This window comes from Mesorhizobium xinjiangense, from assembly GCF_009749525.1.
Lineage (GTDB): Bacteria > Pseudomonadota > Alphaproteobacteria > Rhizobiales > Rhizobiaceae > Mangrovimarina > Mangrovimarina xinjiangensis.
Map to the genome: position 1 here is coordinate 17,394 of NZ_WOAC01000016.1, position 16,822 is coordinate 34,215.

General features: G+C 64.3%; 18 protein-coding genes. 13 read left to right on the forward strand and 5 right to left on the reverse strand.

Annotated features, from left to right (window positions below):
• Positions 1-47: 47 nt before the first annotated feature.
• Positions 48-752, forward strand: coding sequence for a hypothetical protein (locus tag GM909_RS17255; protein WP_157018078.1), 705 nt, complete (start codon positions 48-50; stop codon positions 750-752).
• 27 nt (positions 753-779) lie between these two features.
• On the opposite strand, the gene GM909_RS17260 is transcribed toward GM909_RS17255, so the two are convergent.
• Positions 780-1,952 carry an MFS transporter gene (locus GM909_RS17260; RefSeq protein ID WP_157018080.1) on the reverse strand — a complete coding sequence of 391 codons (1,173 nt, stop codon included), beginning with the start codon at positions 1,950-1,952 and terminating at the stop codon, positions 780-782.
• 429 nt (positions 1,953-2,381) lie between these two features.
• On the opposite strand from GM909_RS17260, the gene GM909_RS17265 reads away from it, so the two are divergent.
• The 5 genes from GM909_RS17265 to GM909_RS17285 all read left to right on the forward strand — a co-directional run bounded on the left by GM909_RS17265 (position 2,382) and on the right by GM909_RS17285 (position 7,041).
• Positions 2,382-3,551: an ABC transporter substrate-binding protein gene (locus GM909_RS17265; RefSeq protein ID WP_157018082.1), complete on the forward strand. Its 1,170-nt coding sequence runs from the start codon at positions 2,382-2,384 to the stop codon at positions 3,549-3,551.
• A 164-nt stretch (positions 3,552-3,715) separates the two neighbouring features.
• Complete coding sequence (locus GM909_RS17270) at positions 3,716-4,582, forward strand: branched-chain amino acid ABC transporter permease (protein WP_157018084.1); 867 nt, start codon at positions 3,716-3,718, stop codon at positions 4,580-4,582.
• Positions 4,579-5,586 carry a branched-chain amino acid ABC transporter permease gene (locus GM909_RS17275; protein WP_157018086.1) on the forward strand — a complete coding sequence of 336 codons (1,008 nt, stop codon included), beginning with the start codon at positions 4,579-4,581 and terminating at the stop codon, positions 5,584-5,586. Before GM909_RS17270 ends, GM909_RS17275 begins: the two co-directional genes overlap by 4 nt.
• Complete coding sequence (locus GM909_RS17280; protein ID WP_157018088.1) at positions 5,583-6,347, forward strand: ABC transporter ATP-binding protein; 765 nt, start codon at positions 5,583-5,585, stop codon at positions 6,345-6,347. Before GM909_RS17275 ends, GM909_RS17280 begins: the two co-directional genes overlap by 4 nt.
• Positions 6,328-7,041, forward strand: coding sequence for an ABC transporter ATP-binding protein (locus GM909_RS17285; RefSeq protein WP_157018090.1), 714 nt, complete (start codon positions 6,328-6,330; stop codon positions 7,039-7,041). The genes GM909_RS17280 and GM909_RS17285 overlap by 20 nt, the downstream gene beginning before the upstream one ends.
• Before the next feature lie 18 nt (positions 7,042-7,059).
• Here the strand turns inward: GM909_RS17285 and GM909_RS17290 are convergent, their stop codons facing one another.
• A complete protein-coding gene (locus GM909_RS17290; RefSeq protein WP_198174291.1) occupies positions 7,060-7,839 on the reverse strand; it encodes an IclR family transcriptional regulator domain-containing protein in 780 nt (259 codons plus the stop codon).
• Positions 7,840-8,139: 300 nt separating this feature from the next.
• On the opposite strand from GM909_RS17290, the gene GM909_RS17295 reads away from it, so the two are divergent.
• A complete protein-coding gene (locus tag GM909_RS17295) occupies positions 8,140-9,015 on the forward strand; it encodes an NAD(P)-dependent oxidoreductase (RefSeq protein ID WP_157018094.1) in 876 nt (291 codons plus the stop codon).
• Between the two features lie 30 nt (positions 9,016-9,045).
• Here GM909_RS17295 and GM909_RS17300 read toward each other — a convergent pair whose 3' ends face one another.
• Positions 9,046-9,696, reverse strand: coding sequence for a DUF6923 family protein (locus GM909_RS17300; protein WP_157018096.1), 651 nt, complete (start codon positions 9,694-9,696; stop codon positions 9,046-9,048).
• An 82-nt stretch (positions 9,697-9,778) separates the two neighbouring features.
• Positions 9,779-10,999, reverse strand: a complete 1,221-nt coding sequence (locus GM909_RS17305) for an HTH domain-containing protein (RefSeq protein WP_157018098.1) — start codon at positions 10,997-10,999, stop codon at positions 9,779-9,781.
• A 106-nt stretch (positions 11,000-11,105) separates the two neighbouring features.
• Here GM909_RS17305 and GM909_RS17310 point away from each other — a divergent pair, with 106 nt between their 5' ends.
• Positions 11,106-11,399, forward strand: a complete 294-nt coding sequence (locus tag GM909_RS17310; RefSeq protein ID WP_157018100.1) for a hypothetical protein — start codon at positions 11,106-11,108, stop codon at positions 11,397-11,399.
• 2 nt (positions 11,400-11,401) lie between these two features.
• The gene (locus tag GM909_RS17315) at positions 11,402-12,091 is read left to right on the forward strand and encodes a DUF899 domain-containing protein (protein ID WP_157018102.1); all 690 of its coding nucleotides are present in this window, start codon (positions 11,402-11,404) and stop codon (positions 12,089-12,091) included.
• A 172-nt stretch (positions 12,092-12,263) separates the two neighbouring features.
• Here GM909_RS17315 and GM909_RS17320 read toward each other — a convergent pair whose 3' ends face one another.
• The gene (locus GM909_RS17320) at positions 12,264-13,094 is read right to left on the reverse strand and encodes an IclR family transcriptional regulator (RefSeq protein WP_157018104.1); all 831 of its coding nucleotides are present in this window, start codon (positions 13,092-13,094) and stop codon (positions 12,264-12,266) included.
• Between the two features lie 173 nt (positions 13,095-13,267).
• Here GM909_RS17320 and dctP point away from each other — a divergent pair, with 173 nt between their 5' ends.
• The 4 genes from dctP (at position 13,268) to GM909_RS17340 (ending at position 16,800) form a co-directional block, all read left to right on the forward strand.
• Positions 13,268-14,296 carry a TRAP transporter substrate-binding protein DctP gene (gene dctP, locus GM909_RS17325; protein WP_157018106.1) on the forward strand — a complete coding sequence of 343 codons (1,029 nt, stop codon included), beginning with the start codon at positions 13,268-13,270 and terminating at the stop codon, positions 14,294-14,296.
• Positions 14,297-14,397: 101 nt separating this feature from the next.
• Positions 14,398-14,943, forward strand: a complete 546-nt coding sequence (locus GM909_RS17330; RefSeq protein ID WP_157018108.1) for a TRAP transporter small permease subunit — start codon at positions 14,398-14,400, stop codon at positions 14,941-14,943.
• Between the two features lie 54 nt (positions 14,944-14,997).
• On the forward strand, positions 14,998-16,308 hold the full coding sequence (locus GM909_RS17335; protein WP_157018110.1) for a TRAP transporter large permease: 1,311 nt from the start codon (positions 14,998-15,000) through the stop codon (positions 16,306-16,308).
• 135 nt (positions 16,309-16,443) lie between these two features.
• Complete coding sequence (locus tag GM909_RS17340) at positions 16,444-16,800, forward strand: SPW repeat protein (protein WP_157018112.1); 357 nt, start codon at positions 16,444-16,446, stop codon at positions 16,798-16,800.
• Positions 16,801-16,822 lie beyond the last annotated feature (22 nt).

Here is a 16,822-nt window from a genome sequence, read left to right on the forward strand (position 1 = left end):
ATCTGCTGCCGCGGCCGCGACGAGTTGTCGGTGAAATGATGGCAGTGATGGATTGCGCAGTGTGGCCGGTGACCGGTCACGCCTTCGAGGACATTCTCGACGGCTATTTCCCGCTCGGCGAGAGCGTGCGGCAGATGATGGCGCGTCACGGCTTTGCGTCGATGTGGATCACGCTGCTGCACGCGCCGGTCATGAACATCCGCGGTCTGCCGCCGACGGCGCCGGTTCCGCTGTCTCTTCCGAAAACCTATTCGGGCATGATCGACGATATGGCGCTGGTGGCCACACAAGCCGATGACGGTGTGCGCCTGTCCGGGGTGGGAGACTGGTTCTGGGTCGACGGACGGGAGGAAACCGAAACCTTCCCGCCCTCGACCCGTCTCGGCGAGCCGGCCTTCGTGCGCGGCATCGGAGTTGGCGGCGAGGCAGCCGATGCAAACGCCCGCGCCACGGTCGCGCTGGCGCGCCGGGATGTGTCGAGGCCGCTTGAGGCGTGGCTCGAGGAAGCCACCGGCCGGCTCGGCTGGCAGGCCAGCCGGGCCTGGGGGCTGGGCAAGCCCGTTTCAGGCATTCGGCGCGACACCGATGACACCCCGCATGCGCTCTTCGGCCGTCGATTCGAGGCGCCAGATCGTGCGGCGAAGGCGTCATCTCATTCATCGCCGCTTCCGGCCAACTGGGACTATCTGCTCGTCGATCTCAGTGCGGACCAGCCGGACGAAGAGGCCCTGGAGCTTGCGCGGCGTCTCTGATCCGAGCGCCGGGGAGCGCCATTTCATTCAGCCGTGCCGCCTGTGGAAGAAGAGGGCGATCAGGAAACCCGTTAGGGCGATCGCGGCAAACATGTATGGAACGCCGTTCCAGCTGTACCGCTCGACCCAGAACGCGATCAGCGCCGGCCCTATCATCTGACCGAAGCCCGACGATTGCTGGATCATGCCCATGCCCAGCGCGAGCTTGCGCTGCGTGGGGGCGTATTGCGGCACTGTGGAGATGATTGCTGCGGGCAACAGTGCGGCGACGCCGAGACATATCCCTGAAGCGACGGCGACCAGCAGGGTGGGGGAGATATCGAGAAAGATCCCGAAGCCGCTTATGCCGACGGTGGCGAAGGCGGCCGTCATGATCGCGAACAGCGAGATCCCGTGTTTCAGCGACAGTCCGGCAATGACGTTGCCGGCGGCGTTCATCGTCAAGGCGAGCGCCGAAATCATTCCCGCCTGTGCGAGCGAGAAGCCGAGCCGGTCCGTAAGCAGGATCGGCAAAAACGTGGCGAGCGCGAAATACTGGATCGCGTAGAGCAGAAAGGCGAGGGCGAGAAGGCGCAGCTCTTTCCTGCGAAGAACCGCAACAACGTCTGAGAACAACGCCTGGTCCGCTTCACGCCGGGTCGGCGGCGCGAGCGGGATGATCCTTTGGACCAGCAATGCCGCTATTGCGGATATGGCGGCATTGAAAAACCACAGAACGCGCCAGTCACCCTGCATGATCAGCGGTCCGGCGAGCATCATGATCGCCGCCCCGACGGGAATATAGGCCGACCACAGGCCCAGGATGAGCGGCCGGTCCCGGTCGTTGGCGACCGTGCGGATCAGCGTCGGCCCGGAAATGGCCACCAGAAGGAAGCCCACGCCCTCGAGCGCGCGCGAGGCGAGCATGCCGGCCATGCCGAAGCTCGTCGCGCCCCAGACATTGCCCAGCGCAATGAGAAGCAGCCCGCCGACCAGCACGCGGCGTATGGCGAATAGGGAGACCACGAACCCGGCCGCCATGCCCCCGAATGCGCCGAGGATGGCGTAGGCGCTTACGATCCACGAGACGGCAAACAGCGTCAGCTGCAGATCGGCCTGGATCAGCGGCACCGCGATTGCGGCCTTGCCGATCTGCGCGGCGCCGATGATGCCGGATAGGATGATGAGGCTCGCCTGGCGCCATTCGGTTTTGTGTTCCAACTGATCCTCGTCGAATTATCGCGTGGCTGAAAACCTGCAATGCGTGCTCTGCGCATACCGCGCAGATGGAAATTGTGGTTCGGTTCCCGGTCGGTGACAATTGTATTGCATCAGCCGACATAAACGAATTCTGCGCGATAATCGAACTTAAATGCGAAAATTTGCACAAATTGATCACTGTGATGGCGGACAAACATTGCGTAGCGGGAAAAATGCAATATAGTCGCACAACTGAGCGCTATACGAATTGTCGGTGAAGGCGGCCGCTTTCACCGGGCCGTTTCGGAGCGCCGAGGGGCAAGAGCCGGAGATTTGAGTTACGAAGGCGGCGCATTCCGGCCCGATATCCGGGACGATGCCGGTTTCGTTTCCAGCAACCGCAAAGCTGCGCCTGTCGCAGTCTGTGCATGGCAGCAATGGGAGATACACATGCATTCGCTTGGACGCATTCTAGGGGCCCTGGTCGCCAGCGCCGTCGTGTCGGTGGCTCACGCCGACACGATCAAGGTCGGCGTCATCGGTCCGATGTCGGGGCCTTACGCCCTTTTTGGCCAAAACTTCAAATGGGGCATCGACGCCTGGGTTGCAGAAAACGGCGACACGGTCGGCGACCACAAGGTCGAGTTCATTTTCCGTGACGAGGAAAGCCCGGATCCCGCCAAGTCGAAGGCTCTGGCGCAGGAACTCATCGTCAAGGATCGCGTGCAGTATCTGGCCGGCACCTATTTCACGCCGAATGCAATGGCCGCCGCCCCGCTGCTGGCGCAGGGCAAGGTGCCGCTCGTCGTGATGAATGCCGCGACCTCCTCGATCGTGGAAAAGAGCCCCTATATCGTGCGCACCTCCTTCACCATGTGGCAGAACACGGTGCCGGCGGCAAAGGTCGCCAAGGATATGGGCTCCGACAAGGTTGCCATCGCGGTCAGCGATTACGGTCCAGGCCACGACGCCCGTGACGCATTCAAGGCGACGTTCGAGGAAATGGGCGGCGAAGTCGTGGAGGAAGTCAACATGCCGCTCAGCACGACGGACTTCGGTCCGATCATGCAGCGCATCAAGGATTCCGGTGCCGACACCATCTTTACCTTCCTGCCTTCCGGACCGCCCACGCTCGCCTTCGTCAAGGCCTATATCGACAACGGCCTGAAGGCCGACGGCATCAAGCTTCTGTCCACCGGTGACGTTGTGACCGAGCCCGATCTGCCGGCCATTGGCGAGGCGGGGCTTGGCATCCTGTCGACCTATCACTATGCGGTGTCGCACGATTCGCCGGAAAACGCGGCGTTTCTCGAAGCGATGAAGACCGTTGGCGCAAAGCCCGGCGAGGTGACCATGACCGCCGTTGCGGCCTATGACGGCGCGCGCCTGATCTATGAGATGATCGAGGCGACGGATGGCAAGCAGGATCCGGACACGGCCATCGAGGCGGTCAAGGGGATGAGTTGGGCAAGCCCGCGCGGCCCGGTCTCCATCGACCCGCAAACCCGCCACATCAAGCAGAACGTCTATCTGCGCGAGGTCGCCAAGGAGGGTGACACCTTCATCAACAAGGAAACGCAGACGTTCGAGGCCCAGCCCGATTGGGGACTGGCCGAGTAACAAGCGAGCCGCCCCCGCGACAAACTTGTCGCGGGGGCACGCCGTGCGAGGCCTTTGGCGCCGGATTTTCCCGCATCGCCCGTCGCCCTTCCCGGCTCCGGATTCCTTCTTGAACGGCCGGCACAAGCCGGGCACGAACATCCCTTTCGAATGAACGCTTCCCAATGATCACGATACTCAGCATAGCGATTGACGCGCTCGCCTTCGGAATGGTGCTGTTCATCATATCCATCGGCCTGTCGGTGATGATGGGGCTGGCGCGCGTCGTCAACCTGGCTCACGGCGCGTTCGCGATGATTGGCGGGTACATCGCCTCCTACATGCTGCGCGAAGCCGGCGCGGGCTTTGCGCTTTCCACGCTCGTGGCGGTGCTCGGAACGATTGCGATCCTGATGCCGCTGGAATTCCTGCTTTACCGGCGCCTCTACCGAAACGCCGACGCCTTCCGGCAGATCCTGATGACGATCGGTCTCACCTTCTTCATCATCGGCATCACCAACACCGTCTTCGGCCCGACCTCGAAGCCGATTCCCCTGCCCGAGGCGCTCAGCGGGCCGCTCGATATCGGATTTCGCATGGTGCCGGCGCATTACGTTCTGGTCATCGCCTGCGGCGCCATCACGGCTCTCGGGCTCTGGTTCCTCCTCGACAAGACGCAGTTCGGCACGCGCATCAGGGCGACCGTGGACAACGCCGCCATGGCGGAATCCCTCGGCATAAGAACCGAGATTCTCTACGCGGCCACATTCGCGCTGGCGGTCGGGTTGGCGGCTTTCGGCGGCGTTCTTGGCGCGCAGTTGCTGCCCATCGAGCCCTATTACGCACTGCGCTACATGGTCATATTCCTGGTCGTGGTCTCGGTAGGCGGGGCCGGCTCGATCCTGGGCGCGCTCGCGGCCTCTCTGGTTCTCGGACTGGCCAGCACCGCGGGCAAGTATATGGCGCCCGAATTCGGCGATTTCTTCTTCTATCTGACGGTCATTCTCGTCGTCTTCATATTTCCTCACGGTCTGCTTGGAGCCCGCAAATGACCGCCATCGGCACAACGACGGCGGCGGGCGCGCCCCGCCTGCCAGGCTGGGTCAGATACGAAGTGACGGCGTTTGCCGTCGTCACTGCGCTCGGGCTCATCGGCTATCTCGTCTTCCCCTTTGATCTGGCGCTGCTGACGCGCATCATCGCGGTGACCTTCCTGGTGCTGTCGCTGGACCTGGTGACCGGCTATGCCGGCGTTGTCACGCTCGGCCAGGCGGCGATCTTCGGGGTTGCCGCCTATGCGGTGGGTAATGCCTGCCTGGCGGGAATAACGGATCCTGTCATGCTGCTGGGCGTCGGCATCATCGCCGGCGCGCTGATGGGGCTGGTATCGGGCGTGCTGATTTCCCGCTTCTCGGCGCTGCCGCAACTGGTCATATCCATTGCCTTCGGACAGCTCGTCGCGGCGCTGGCCAACAAGCTCGCGCAATTCACGGGCGGCAGCGACGGTCTGGCCGGATTCGCGCCTTCGGCGGTGCTCGGCGTCTTCGAGTTCGACATCTTCGGCCGCACGTCCTTCGGCTTCTCGCTGGTCGTCCTCGCGGTGGTCCTCGCCCTTCTCCTCAGATTCGTGCAATCGCCATTCGGGCTGATGTGCCGCGGGATCCGCGACGATGCGCTGCGCGCGCGCATGATCGGAACCGCGGTCTACCCGCGTCTGATCGTCATGTATGGCGTGTCGGGCGCCGTCGCCGGGGTAGGCGGCGCCTTGTCAGCGATCAATGTCGGGGTCGTCAGCCTTCACAGCGTCAGTTTCGAGATGTCGGCCGAAGCCCTGGTCATGCTCGTGGTCGGCGGCGCCGGTCATCTGTTGGGCGCCGTCTTCGGATCGATCCTCTTCCAGATCTTCGGGCATTTTGTGGGCTCGACCAATCCGTTCCACTGGATGACGATCGTCGGGGGAACATTGATCCTGATCACCTTGTTCGCCCCGAAGGGGCTTTATTCCGCCTTTGCTTCCGCGATGGCGAAATTCCGCAAGTCCCGGGTGTCGCAATGAGCGCGCTGCTGCAACTCGACGACGTCTCGATGTCGTTTGGCGGGCTCAAGGTCACGCAGGAAGTATCGTTCACCCTGCAAACCGGAGACCGGGTCGGCCTGATCGGACCGAACGGTGCCGGCAAGACGACGCTGGTCAATCTCGTCACGGGCAATCTCAATCCGTCGTCCGGACGCATTCTTCTGCAGGGCGAAGACGTCACGCATACAGGGATATCGCATCGCGTTCGCCATGGTCTCGTGCGCACCTTCCAGATCACGCGCCTGTTCCAGACCTTGAGCGTGGCCGACAACGTGGCGCTTGCGCTCCTGCAGCGCAAAGGTTTGGCGATGGGCTTTCTCTCCTCGGCCACGCAACGGCCCGAGATACGCGACGAGTGGACCCGCATCCTTCAGGTCACCGGCCTCGAAAGCCGTGCCTACGATCCCGTCAGCGTTCTGGCCTATGGCGAACAGCGCCTCGTCGAGATCGCCATGGCGCTCGCCCTGAAGCCGAAGGTCCTGCTTCTCGACGAACCGGCGGCCGGCATTCCGCATGAGGAAACGCATCGCGTGCTGGACGCCATAGCGGCGCTGCCGGCAGACATAGCGGTCCTGATGATCGAGCATGACATCGATCTCGTCTTCCGTTTCGCCTCCAGGGTTCTGGTCCTGGCGAACGGGAAGCTCATCTGCGACGGCACGCCGGACACGGTGGCCGCCAATGACGAGGTGCGCAGCGCATATCTGGGAAGTTACGCCAATGACCGCCGTTCCGCTTAAGGTGACCGACCTAACGGCCGGCTACGGGCCGACCCGGATCATCTCGAATGTGAGTTTCGAGGTGCCGGCGGGCCGCAAGCTGGTCGTTCTGGGCCGCAACGGCGTGGGAAAGACCACCCTGCTTTCCGCCGTCATGGGATTGTGCACCCAGCATGGCGGGACGATAGCACTCGGCGAAGAGGCGCTTTCCGGAAGGAAGACATCGCGGCGCGCCATGATGGGCCTCGGCTATGTGCCCCAGACACGCGACATCTTCCAGTCGCTGACCGTCGAGCAAAACCTGAGCACCGGTATCCGCGCCGGCAGCGATGCACGGCTTGACGAGGCCTACGAACTGTTCCCGCGGCTCGCCGAACGCCGCCGCAATCTTGGCAGTCAGTTATCGGGCGGCGAGCAGCAGATGCTGTCCATTGCCCGCACGCTTCTTGGCCACCCGTCGATCCTGCTGCTCGACGAGCCGCTTGAAGGCCTGGCTCCGATCATATGCGACGAACTCATGTCCACGATCACGGAACTGGCATCGTCACGCGCCATCAGCATCATTCTGGTCGAGCAGCAGATCGAACGGGCTCTGGTCTTCGGTGAGGACGCCATCATCATCGAACGCGGCCAGATCGCGTGGGAGGGGGCGGTTTCGGCCCTCAGGGCCGACCGCGACCTCATCGAGACCTATATCGGCGTGGGCATTCACTGAGGCGCGCGGGCGCGAAGTTCAAATCAGCCCGGCGACGGCTTTCGAGCATTCGCGCAACGTGTCGATGGCGATGTTGCGATAGTTCTCGTCCATGAGCCGGGCACTGTTGCCAGAGATGCCGAGCGAGGCGATTTCGCCGCTGTCGGACCTGACCGGTGTCGCCAGGGCGGCCACGCCGGCCTCGAACTCCCCGTCGACGAAGGCATAGCCACGTTTCGAGGTCGAAGCGATGTCGGCGGAGATTGTCTCGCGGTCGAGCACCGTGCTGTCGGTGAAACGCTCCAGCGGGGCGTTCTCGGTCAGATGCCGCGCTTGCTCCGGCGGGCAGGACGATACCAGCGCCCGGCCGATCGCCGTGTGCAGCAGGGGCACCCGGCTGCCGAGCGTGAAGCCGATGCTTGCCGGCCTGGAGTCGGCACCGGCATGGGCGACGTAAACCGCTTCCAGCCCGTCGATCATCGCCATGGAGATGCCGTCGGAAATCTGCTGGGAGAACGAGCGCAGGACGGGATCGATGGTTTTTCCGAACTGACGCGCCTGCAGGAAGCCGCTGGCCAGCACCAGAATGCGCGGCGTCAGCGAGAAGACGCGATCCTCCTGCTTCACATAGCCCAGGTGAACCAGCGTCAGAACCAGTCGTCTGGCGGTCGCGCGGTCCAGTCCGGTCGTTCGCGCGATCTGGGGGAGGGTCAAATGTGTCGACGACGTGTCGAAGGCTTTCAGCACACCCATGCCTTTCGCGAAGGTCAGTGAGATGTCCCGATCGGTGATCTTGCGCATTCCGCTTTCGCGCCGCATCTTTGCCTGCTCCTCCTCACCGGCCGTCAGCCGCTTAGCGCGCATTCGCTTCAAACGGAAACGTTTGAAGCAAAGATATGCGCGCCAGATCAATATGTTGGAGCATGTACCTTTCGCTCAAACGATTCGGTTTGAGCGGGACATACTCTAAAGTTTGCGCGACGGCCCGACAATCCGGTTCGAGACGTTGTAGGGAATCAAATAGCCGCCAATTGTGCGATTATACATCCAAGCGCCTATAAATATACGCAAATGCCGCCGCCGATGTGTCGGCCGGTCGAAAAGCAGGGAGCCGCTCAGATGAAGAGTTTTCCGCGCATTGCCATGATCGGCTTCGGCGAGGCCTCCCGGGCCTTCGTTGCCGGATGGGGAGAAAAAGGCGCGGGCCGGATCGCAGCCCATGACATAAAGGCCGCCGACCCGCTTGAGGCTCCGGCGATGGAAGAGGCGGCGGGTGCGCTGGCGCTTGCCTGTCATGCGGAGCCCGCGCCGGCGCTTGCCGAAGCGCAGGTCGCCTTCTGCCTGGTGACGGCCGACCAGGCGCTGGTGGCGGCGAAGACGGCCGCACCGCATCTGCCGCCGGGCCTGTTGTGGCTCGACGGAAACTCCTGCGCGCCGGGCACGAAACGGGCCGCCGCAAAGGTGGTCGAGGAGGCCGGCGGGCGCTATGTGGATATGGCGATCATGGCGCCGGTCCATCCGCGGCTGCACCGCACGCCGGCGCTCCTGGCCGGCCCTCACGCAGGCGAAGCCATCGCGGCGTTGGGCCCGCTCGACATGGACCTGCGCGCGGCCGGCGACAAGGTGGGCGATGCCTCCTCGATCAAGATGCTGCGCTCGGTGATGGTCAAGGGCATCGAGGCATTGACCGCCGAATGCATCCTCGCCGCGCGCCGGGCCGGGGTGGAAGGCGCGGTCCTCGCCTCGCTCCAATCCTCCGATCCCGGCATCGATTGGCAAAAACGCTCGGCATACAATCTGGAGCGCATGATGGTGCATGGCGCGCGCCGCGCCGCCGAAATGCGCGAAGTCGCCGCCACGCTGCGCGAACTCGGCCTGCCGGACCGCATGGCGGCGGCAACCGCGCTGTGGCAGGAGGAGTTGGCCGCGCTCGCGCTCGACCCCGGTCCCGATGAGGCGGGCGAACGCGCCGACCGGATCCTGGCGGGCCTGTGACCAAGACAATCTGCGTCGTCGACGCGTCGTTCAGGAAGCCGCAGCAGTGCGTTTCGGCCGGCGGATGGTTCGCACCATTCCGCTGTCTCCGCCGCCGCAGAAGAACCGGTCGGCCCCATCCGATTCGAGCCCCGAGACACCGGTCCCGGCCGGCATTTCGAGGCTCTCCAGCACCTCTCCCGTCGTGGGATCGATGTGCCTGACATCGCTGCCGTCGTCCTCCCATGTGCCGTGCCAAAGCTCTCCGTCGACCCAGGTGACGCCGGTTACGAAACGGTCGGATTCGATCGTTCTCAGCACGGCTCCGGTTTCGGGATCGACCTGGTAGATCCGGCGGCCGCGGTGCTGGCCGACCCAGAGCGTTCCTTCGGCCCAGGCGAGCCCCGAATCCGCGCCGTCGCCGGGCGCCGGTATGGTGGCGAGTGTCTCGCCGGTCTCCGGATCGATCTTGCGGATCACCGCTTCGCCGATCTGGAACAGGTGCTGGCCGTCGAACGCCGTTCCCGCATGCGCGGGGAGGTCGAACGCGCCCTGCAGTTCCCCGCTTTCCGGGTCGAGGGAGTTGAGCGTGTCGCCGGCGGCGATCCAGACCCGGCGCCCGTCGAAACTGACCCCGCCGACGCTGTCGATGCCGGAGAAGGGGCCGTATTCGCGAATGATTTCGGCGGCTGTGCGTTTCATGTCCTGATCCTATCGTGTGGGGCGTCGGCAACCGAACGATTTTCGCTCATACCACGCTCCAATCCATAACTGTCCACACGGCCTAGCCGTTCGCCAGCGGGGCGGGGAGTAACAAGCTTGTCGGGAAACCCGGCACGTTCGGCGCGATCCAGCGGCGGGCGGGTCCGCGGCCGAACGATTCGACCTTGCCGGTCTCGGCGAGTGCTTCCAGCGCCCGCTGCACCGTGCGCGGGCTGATGCCGAGGGCAAGCGCCAGCGCCGAACTCGACCATGCTTCGCCGTCGGCGAGCAGCGCCAGAACCTCGGCGTGATCCCCTTCCACCGGCGGTGCCAGCACGCCGACCGTGCCGGTTGCGGCGAGGACCAGCACGAAACCCTTCTTCGTCGCCTCTACGCCGGCCACGTCTCGCAGCGCCTTGCGCAGCCGGCCGATCTCGACGCGCAACCGTGCCCGGTGCGATTCGTCGGCGTCCCTTGCACGGAAGGCACGTCCAAGAAGCATCTCTCGCGAGGCGTCTTCGGGCCAGGCTTCTGCCAGCGTACGCGCCAGCGCGAACAGCACCGGGCGGCTGGCGAGCGGGATCACGGTTGCTCCGGCGCGCACGACGTTGCGGCAGGCGTCGACAACCAGTCCCTCCGATGCCAGCACGGCTTCGACTTCGTCGAGGCGAAGCAATCGGTTCCTCTCGCGCGTGATCAGCCGCGCGGCAGGCGCCTCGAGGGCATGTGCCGCGCGCTCGACCTCGGCCATAAGTGCTGGAATTGCCGCCTTGCGCGCGGCAAGCGCGGCCTGGTCGACCGCGGCGCGTGCCGGCTTGGCGCGAATGCGCCGCATCGCTATGCCCGCGGCGACCAGCTCATGCCCGGCCCGTGATGCCGGCGCAAGCGCATCGGCGTCGTAGCCGTCGAGTGTCTGCTCGGCCTCGTCGAGCCGCCCGATCAGCAAAAGCCGCCGGGCCTCGAGATAGCCGGCATGGGCGGCATTGGCACGGTCGCCATGCGCTTCGAGCGTCGCCCGCGCCGCGTCAAGGCCCTGGACGGGCCGGCCCAGGTCGCGCGAGACGAGCGCGATCTCCGCTTCGGCAACGGCGCACCGCGCACGCGCCCTGGCTTCCCGGGGCTCGAAGGCACGCGCGGCCTTGCGCAGCAGTTCCCGGGCGCGGGCGAACTCGCCGAGCTGCGCCATCGCGATACCGCGCAGGGCGAGCGCGGGGGCATCGTCGCGCAGCGCGACGCGTTTGAGCGCCGCCAGCGGGTCGCCCGCGGCCAGCGCTCGTGCCGATGCGGTAATCAGCGAGTCCATCGAAATCCCGTCACACTTGTCACTCTCACCCCCGGTCCCTCCCGTCGTAGCGTCTCACTCGGTTCTGCAGCGGCAGGACATCGCAAAGTCGATCGGGAGACCGGAAATGGCAACACCCTTGAAGGCAAAGTGGCACGTCGGGCGTACGGAATGGGCGCCAGGCATGGCAAGGTGGCTCGGCCTCGCGGCCGCGCCGACATTCGGGCTGATGGCATGGATCGTGGCGGTCGACGCGCCCCGCGGTGCCATCTGTTCCGCGATGCCGGACATGCTCCCGATCGGCGGCATGGCCTGGATGTATCTGCTGATGAGCCTTTTCCACCTGCCGCCATGGCTGAAGCTCGCTTCCGGCCGTCCGCGGCGCCTCGCCCACACGGCAACCCAAACCGAAGGAGACTGACGATGAACGCGATCGTTTCACGCGATGAATGGCTTTCCGCCCGCAAGGCATTGCTGGCCAAGGAGCGCGCCCTGACCCATGAGCTCGACGCATTGCGCGCCGAGCGCCGGCAACTGCCTTGGGTCAGGATCGACAAGCCCTATGTCTTCAAAGGGCCCGAGGGCGAATGCGGGCTCGGCGACCTGTTCGGCGGCCGCAGCCAGCTCGCCGTCTATCACTTCATGCTGGCCCCGGGTTCCGACCATATCTGCCCAGGCTGTTCCTTCATCTCCGACCATATCGATGCCGCACGCCAGCATTTCGAGCAGGCCGACCTGGCATTCGCCGCGGTCTCGCGTGCGCCGCTCGAGCAGATCGAACAGGTCAGGAAGCGCATGGGCTGGACCTTCCCTTGGTTTTCCTCGCACGGCAGCGACTTCAATTTCGATTTCGGCGTGTCGTTCAAGAAGGAGGACCTCGCCGGCGGCCGTGCGATCTACAATTACGGCACGGTGATCAAAAACAGCGAAGACATGCACGGCACGAGCATCTTCACCAGAGATGACGGCGGCGACATCTTCCACACCTACTCGACCTACGCCCGTGGAGACGAGCCGCTCATCGGCGCCTTCAGCTGGCTCGACCTTACGCCCAAGGGCCGCAACGAAACCGGTGGCACGATGAGCTGGGTGAAGCTGCACGACGAATATTGATGCAGGCAATGCCCGCCGAGAGCCGGCCCCGAAAGAGCGGTCATCCCGATCCGCTTACGGGGCCGGCTAGCGCGCATTCGCTTCAAACGGAAACGTTTGAAGCAAAGATATGCGCGCAGATCAATATGCTGGAACCTTTCGCTCAAACGATTCCGTTTGAGCGGGACATGTTCTACGCATCGCCGTTTGCCAGGGAGACCGTGCGCACCAGGTCGACCAGGAGCGGACCGATCTTTTCCTCCAGCGCCTTCTGTGTGTGCAGGAAGGCCGGCCCACCGCAATTGAACGCCATCAGCGGCATGTCGGAATAGGCCGACCGGTAGGGCACGGCGACCGCGTTGACCCCCGAATTCCATTCGCCGAGATTGGTGTAGAAGCCCTTTTCGCGCACCTGGCGCACGGCGTCCTCGATGCCGGCTTCGAGCGCCGGCCACGCCGCTTCTCCTGCCCTGGCACGGATCTGCTGCATCAGCCGCGCGCGCTCTTCCTCGCTGGTCCCGGCGAGATAGGCCCGGCCCATGGCTGAGCGGCCGAGCGATATGCGCGAGCCGACATCGAGCTGCAACGAGACAATGCCCTTTGAACGCGCGCAGGCGATGTAGACCATGGTGAGATCGTCGCGGCCGCCGAGCGCGACGAGCAGGTTCTCGCCCGCTCGCTGCGCCATCTCGCGCATATATTCGCGCGCCGTCTCGCGCACCTTGAGACCGGCCAGGCATGCATAGCCGAGGCCGAGAACCGGAATGCCGAGCCGGTAGCGGGCCGTCTCCGTGTCATAGAGGAGATAGCCGAGCGCGGTCAGCGTATAGGTCAGCCGCGAGACGGTGGAGTGGGGCAGGCCGGTGCGCTCTGCAAGCTGCACATTGCCGAGACCGGCAAGGTCCGTCGGCTTGAAGCAGCGCAGGATTTCCAGGCCGCGGTGCAGCGCGGTGACGAATTGCCGATCCTCGGCGTCGTTGGCCTCAACTGCCGGCCTGTCGGCCGGGTTCGCGCGTTTTCTCATTGTGCCTTGTTCCTTGCCTCGCGGCTTGCCCGGTCCGCCGCGCCCGTTGACACCCGAAGCGGCCTTCGCCTAAAGTTTTCAATGACAGAATATAATTCCGCAATGCAGAAATAGGTCAAGCAGACCAGTGCGGATGCGTGCCAGCCGGCGCTCCGGCGTATGGGAGGATATCGATGATGAAGTTTTCCGCTGTCACCGCGGCCGTTGCGGCTGCCCTATCAGTTGCCTTTACGGGTCTGGCTGCCGTCCCGGCCTCGGCCCAGACCACGACCTGGCAGGTGCAGAGCCACTGGCCCGGTGCCAGCAGTTCCTTCACCGACAGTCTCGAACGGCTGAAGGAGACGCTGGAGGAACGCACGGACGGCCGGCTGGTGCTGGAACTGCACGAGGCGGGCGCCTTGTTCCCGGCCAGCGACATCTTCAATGCCGTCAGCCGCGGGGCCATCGAGATGGGCACCATCTCGCCGGCCTATGTGACCGACCTCATCGAGGTCGCCGGCATCGCCTCCGGCTTGCCCTTCGCATTCAAGGATGTCTGGGAGGCGGCCTATTTCCAGAAGAATATCGGGCTGGAGGATATGCTGCGCGAAGAGGCGGCCGAGCATGGCGTCTTCTATTCCACCGACAAGGTCTATCCGACCGAGATGGTGGTGACCAAGCCGATCGAAAACATGGATGATTTTCGCTCCCTCAAGATCCGCTCCTCCGGCGCTCTGCAGGAGTTCCTGACCGCCGCCGGGGCGGCGGCAACATACGTTTCCGGCCCAGAGCTCTATCCGGCGCTGTCGACGGGGGTCGTTGACGGTGCGCATTGGGGCGCGGCCCAGGGGGCGATGAGCATGGGGCTGTACGAGGTCGCCAAATACCATGTGCTGCCGCCGCTCAACATCGCGGCCACGGATGCCTTCGTCATCAACCAGGAAGCGATCGACGCGCTGCCCGAGGACGTGCGCCAGACCCTCATGGCGGCGCTGGAAGAGCAGTTCTGGTTCCGCACCAACGAGTACCAGTACAAGGAACGGCTGGCGCTCGCCAAGGCGCAGAAGGAGCAGGATGTCCAGACCCTGATGCTGCCCGAGGCCGTGCAGGAACAGCTCGCCGAGACGGCGCTCTCTTTCTGGGAGAAGGAGGCTGAGAAGGGTGAGAAGGCGGCCGAGGCGCTGCAGAAGCTGAAAGATTTCCGTGCCGCGCTCGGCTACTGAATGGCCGTCTCGTCCATGACGCGCAGGCGGCAGCGACGGCAATGCGGGTCGGCGCCGTGGCCGGCATTGCCATATTTGTCCCACGGCAATGGATGCCGGCGATGACGATCCTCGAGCGGTTCGTGCGCGGCGTGAGCTGGCTGAACGAGAAGGTCGGCTGGCTCGCCGCCTTTCTGATCCTGCCCATATTCGTGCTGCTCTTGGCCGAGGTCTTCATGCGCTACGGCATGGCCTCGCCAACGGTCTGGCTGGGCGAGAGCGCGCAGATGCTGTTCGGCGCCTATGCGCTCTTGTCGGGCGGCTATCTGCTGCTGCATCGCGGCCACGCCAATGTCGATATATTGAGCTCGAGGCTGACGCCGCGCCGGCAGGCGGCGGTCGATATCTTCACCTCGGTCCTGACCTTCTGCTTTCTCGGCGCTTTCCTCTACTTTGCGACCTCGATGGCCGTGGAATCGGTCGGCCGCATGGAACGCTCGATCTCGGCCTGGAAGCAGCCGATCTGGCCGCTCAAGCTCTTGATCCCCATTGCTGCCGGATTGCTCCTCCTGCAGGCGCTCGCCAAGCTGATCGAGGACGTGCGCATCGTGCTCCATGGTGCCCCGGCACAGACCGCATCCCCCACGGAGACCATCGAGAAGGTCTGACGAAAGCTTTTCATCGCCTGCCGGCCGCTGCGCCGGATTGTCCGGAGACGCCCGTTGAGCATCGAACTCGTCACCCTTCTCTTCTTCGGCGCCTTGCTCTTCTTTCTGCTGCTTGGCCTACCGCTCACCTTCGTGCTGGGCGGCGTGTCGGTCGTCTTCCTCTATTTCGACCGCGGGCCGCTCGCCTTCTACATGGTCACCTCGCAGGTCTGGGGGACGATGAACAGCTTCACGCTGATCGCGATCCCGCTCTTCGTCTTCATGGCCATGGTGATGGAGCGAACCGGTGTGGCCAAGGACCTCTACGACATGATGTATCTGTGGTGGGGCGGCATGCGCGGCGGCCTCGCCATCGGCACGGTGGGCATCTGCGCCATCTTCGCCGCCATGTGCGGCATTTCGGGCGCCGCGGTCGTGGCCATGGGAACGATCGCGCTGCCCAATATGCTCGAGCGCGGCTACGACAAGAAGCTGGCGCTGGGCTGCATCAATGCCGGCGGCGGGCTCGGCATCCTCATACCGCCAAGCGTCATCATGATCCTCTATTCGCTGATCACCGGCGTTTCGGTCGGCAAGATGTTCACCGCGGGGATCCTGCCGGGCCTTTTGCTGACCGTCATGCTGGCCCTTTATATCGGCCTGCGCTGTCTCGTGCAGCCCGAGCTCGGTCCCGCATTGCCGAAGGAGGATCGCGCCTCCTGGCCCGAAAAGCTGCGTGCCCTGCGCTCGGTGATCCTGCCGATCCTGATCGCGGTGATGGTGCTGGGCTCGATCATCGCCGGTATCGCCACGCCGACGGAAGCCGCCGCGCTCGGCGTTGCCGGCGCGCTGATCTCGGCGGCGGTGCATCGCCGTCTCGACTGGGCGCTGATCCGCGACGCCTCGATCCGCACCTTCCGCCTGACGGGCATGATCATGTGGATCCTGTTCGCCGCGCACGCCTTTTCGGCCGCCTATCAGTTCATGGGCGCGAAATCGATGATGCAGGAATGGGTCGCGATGATCCCCGGCGGTCCGTGGGGCATGATCATCGTCGTCCAGTTCGTCATCTTCCTGTTGGCGATGGTGCTCGACCCGCTCGGCATCATGCTCATCATGCTGCCGGTCGTCGTGCCGCTCGTCGTGGAGGCCGGCTTCGATCCGGTCTGGTTCGGCATCCTGTTCATCATCAACATGGAGATCGGCTACATGACGCCGCCCTTCGGCTTCAACCTCTTCTACCTCAAGGGGATTGTGCCCAAGGGCATCACCATGGGCGACATCTACAGCTCGATCCTGCCCTATACGGTGGTCGAGGTCGTCGCCATGGCGATCATCATGATCTTCCCGGCCATCGCGACCTGGCTGCCATCGGTTCTGATGTAGCCGGAGGACAGGAGGGCGGCGTTCGAAGGTGCCGGCAATCAGGCGGCACTCTTGAACGTCGTTGCATATGAAACTATCTTTCAGTTGCGTGCTTGGCACGCATGGCTTTGTGCAGCTTCATTTGTGGAGGTTGTCATGGCAAATGCACCGATGGAAGGAACGAAGGCGCAGGACTGGATCAATCTGGTCCTCGCGATTGCCCTGTTCATCTCGCCCTGGGTCGTCGGATTTGCCGCCGCGCCGGCATGGAATGCCTGGATCGTCGGCATAGTACTCGGCGCCCTGGCGGTCGCGACGCTCTCGGTGTTCGCGGAATGGGAAGAATGGGTCAATCTGGTGCTTGGGGTGTGGCTGATCGTGTCGCCCTGGATCCTGGGATTCGCGGAAGTCACGGGCGCGATGTGGACCCATCTGTTGGTCGGCGTGCTCGTTGCCGGCATGTCGGCCTGGGCTGTCTGGGACTATCGCCATAACCCGCACGCACACGCCTGAGCGCGCGTGAACTGAACGGCCC

What these genes read in the sequence shown, in the direction of transcription:
- GM909_RS17295 (WP_157018094.1), top strand. Translation starts at nt 8,140, where the DNA reads ATGAAGAGTTTTCCGCGCATTGCCATGATCGGCTTCGGCGAGGCCTCC.
- GM909_RS17290 (WP_198174291.1), bottom strand. Translation starts at nt 7,839, where the DNA reads ATGCGGCGCGAAAGCGGAATGCGCAAGATCACCGATCGGGACATCTCA.
- GM909_RS17300 (WP_157018096.1), bottom strand. Translation starts at nt 9,696, where the DNA reads ATGAAACGCACAGCCGCCGAAATCATTCGCGAATACGGCCCCTTCTCC.
- GM909_RS17330 (WP_157018108.1), top strand. Translation starts at nt 14,398, where the DNA reads ATGACGATCCTCGAGCGGTTCGTGCGCGGCGTGAGCTGGCTGAACGAG.
- GM909_RS17310 (WP_157018100.1), top strand. Translation starts at nt 11,106, where the DNA reads ATGGCAACACCCTTGAAGGCAAAGTGGCACGTCGGGCGTACGGAATGG.
- GM909_RS17285 (WP_157018090.1), top strand. Translation starts at nt 6,328, where the DNA reads ATGACCGCCGTTCCGCTTAAGGTGACCGACCTAACGGCCGGCTACGGG.
- GM909_RS17315 (WP_157018102.1), top strand. Translation starts at nt 11,402, where the DNA reads ATGAACGCGATCGTTTCACGCGATGAATGGCTTTCCGCCCGCAAGGCA.
- GM909_RS17305 (WP_157018098.1), bottom strand. Translation starts at nt 10,999, where the DNA reads ATGGACTCGCTGATTACCGCATCGGCACGAGCGCTGGCCGCGGGCGAC.
- GM909_RS17265 (WP_157018082.1), top strand. Translation starts at nt 2,382, where the DNA reads ATGCATTCGCTTGGACGCATTCTAGGGGCCCTGGTCGCCAGCGCCGTC.
- dctP (WP_157018106.1), top strand. Translation starts at nt 13,268, where the DNA reads ATGATGAAGTTTTCCGCTGTCACCGCGGCCGTTGCGGCTGCCCTATCA.
- GM909_RS17320 (WP_157018104.1), bottom strand. Translation starts at nt 13,094, where the DNA reads ATGAGAAAACGCGCGAACCCGGCCGACAGGCCGGCAGTTGAGGCCAAC.
- GM909_RS17275 (WP_157018086.1), top strand. Translation starts at nt 4,579, where the DNA reads ATGACCGCCATCGGCACAACGACGGCGGCGGGCGCGCCCCGCCTGCCA.
- GM909_RS17270 (WP_157018084.1), top strand. Translation starts at nt 3,716, where the DNA reads ATGATCACGATACTCAGCATAGCGATTGACGCGCTCGCCTTCGGAATG.
- GM909_RS17280 (WP_157018088.1), top strand. Translation starts at nt 5,583, where the DNA reads ATGAGCGCGCTGCTGCAACTCGACGACGTCTCGATGTCGTTTGGCGGG.
- GM909_RS17255 (WP_157018078.1), top strand. Translation starts at nt 48, where the DNA reads ATGGATTGCGCAGTGTGGCCGGTGACCGGTCACGCCTTCGAGGACATT.
- GM909_RS17340 (WP_157018112.1), top strand. Translation starts at nt 16,444, where the DNA reads ATGGCAAATGCACCGATGGAAGGAACGAAGGCGCAGGACTGGATCAAT.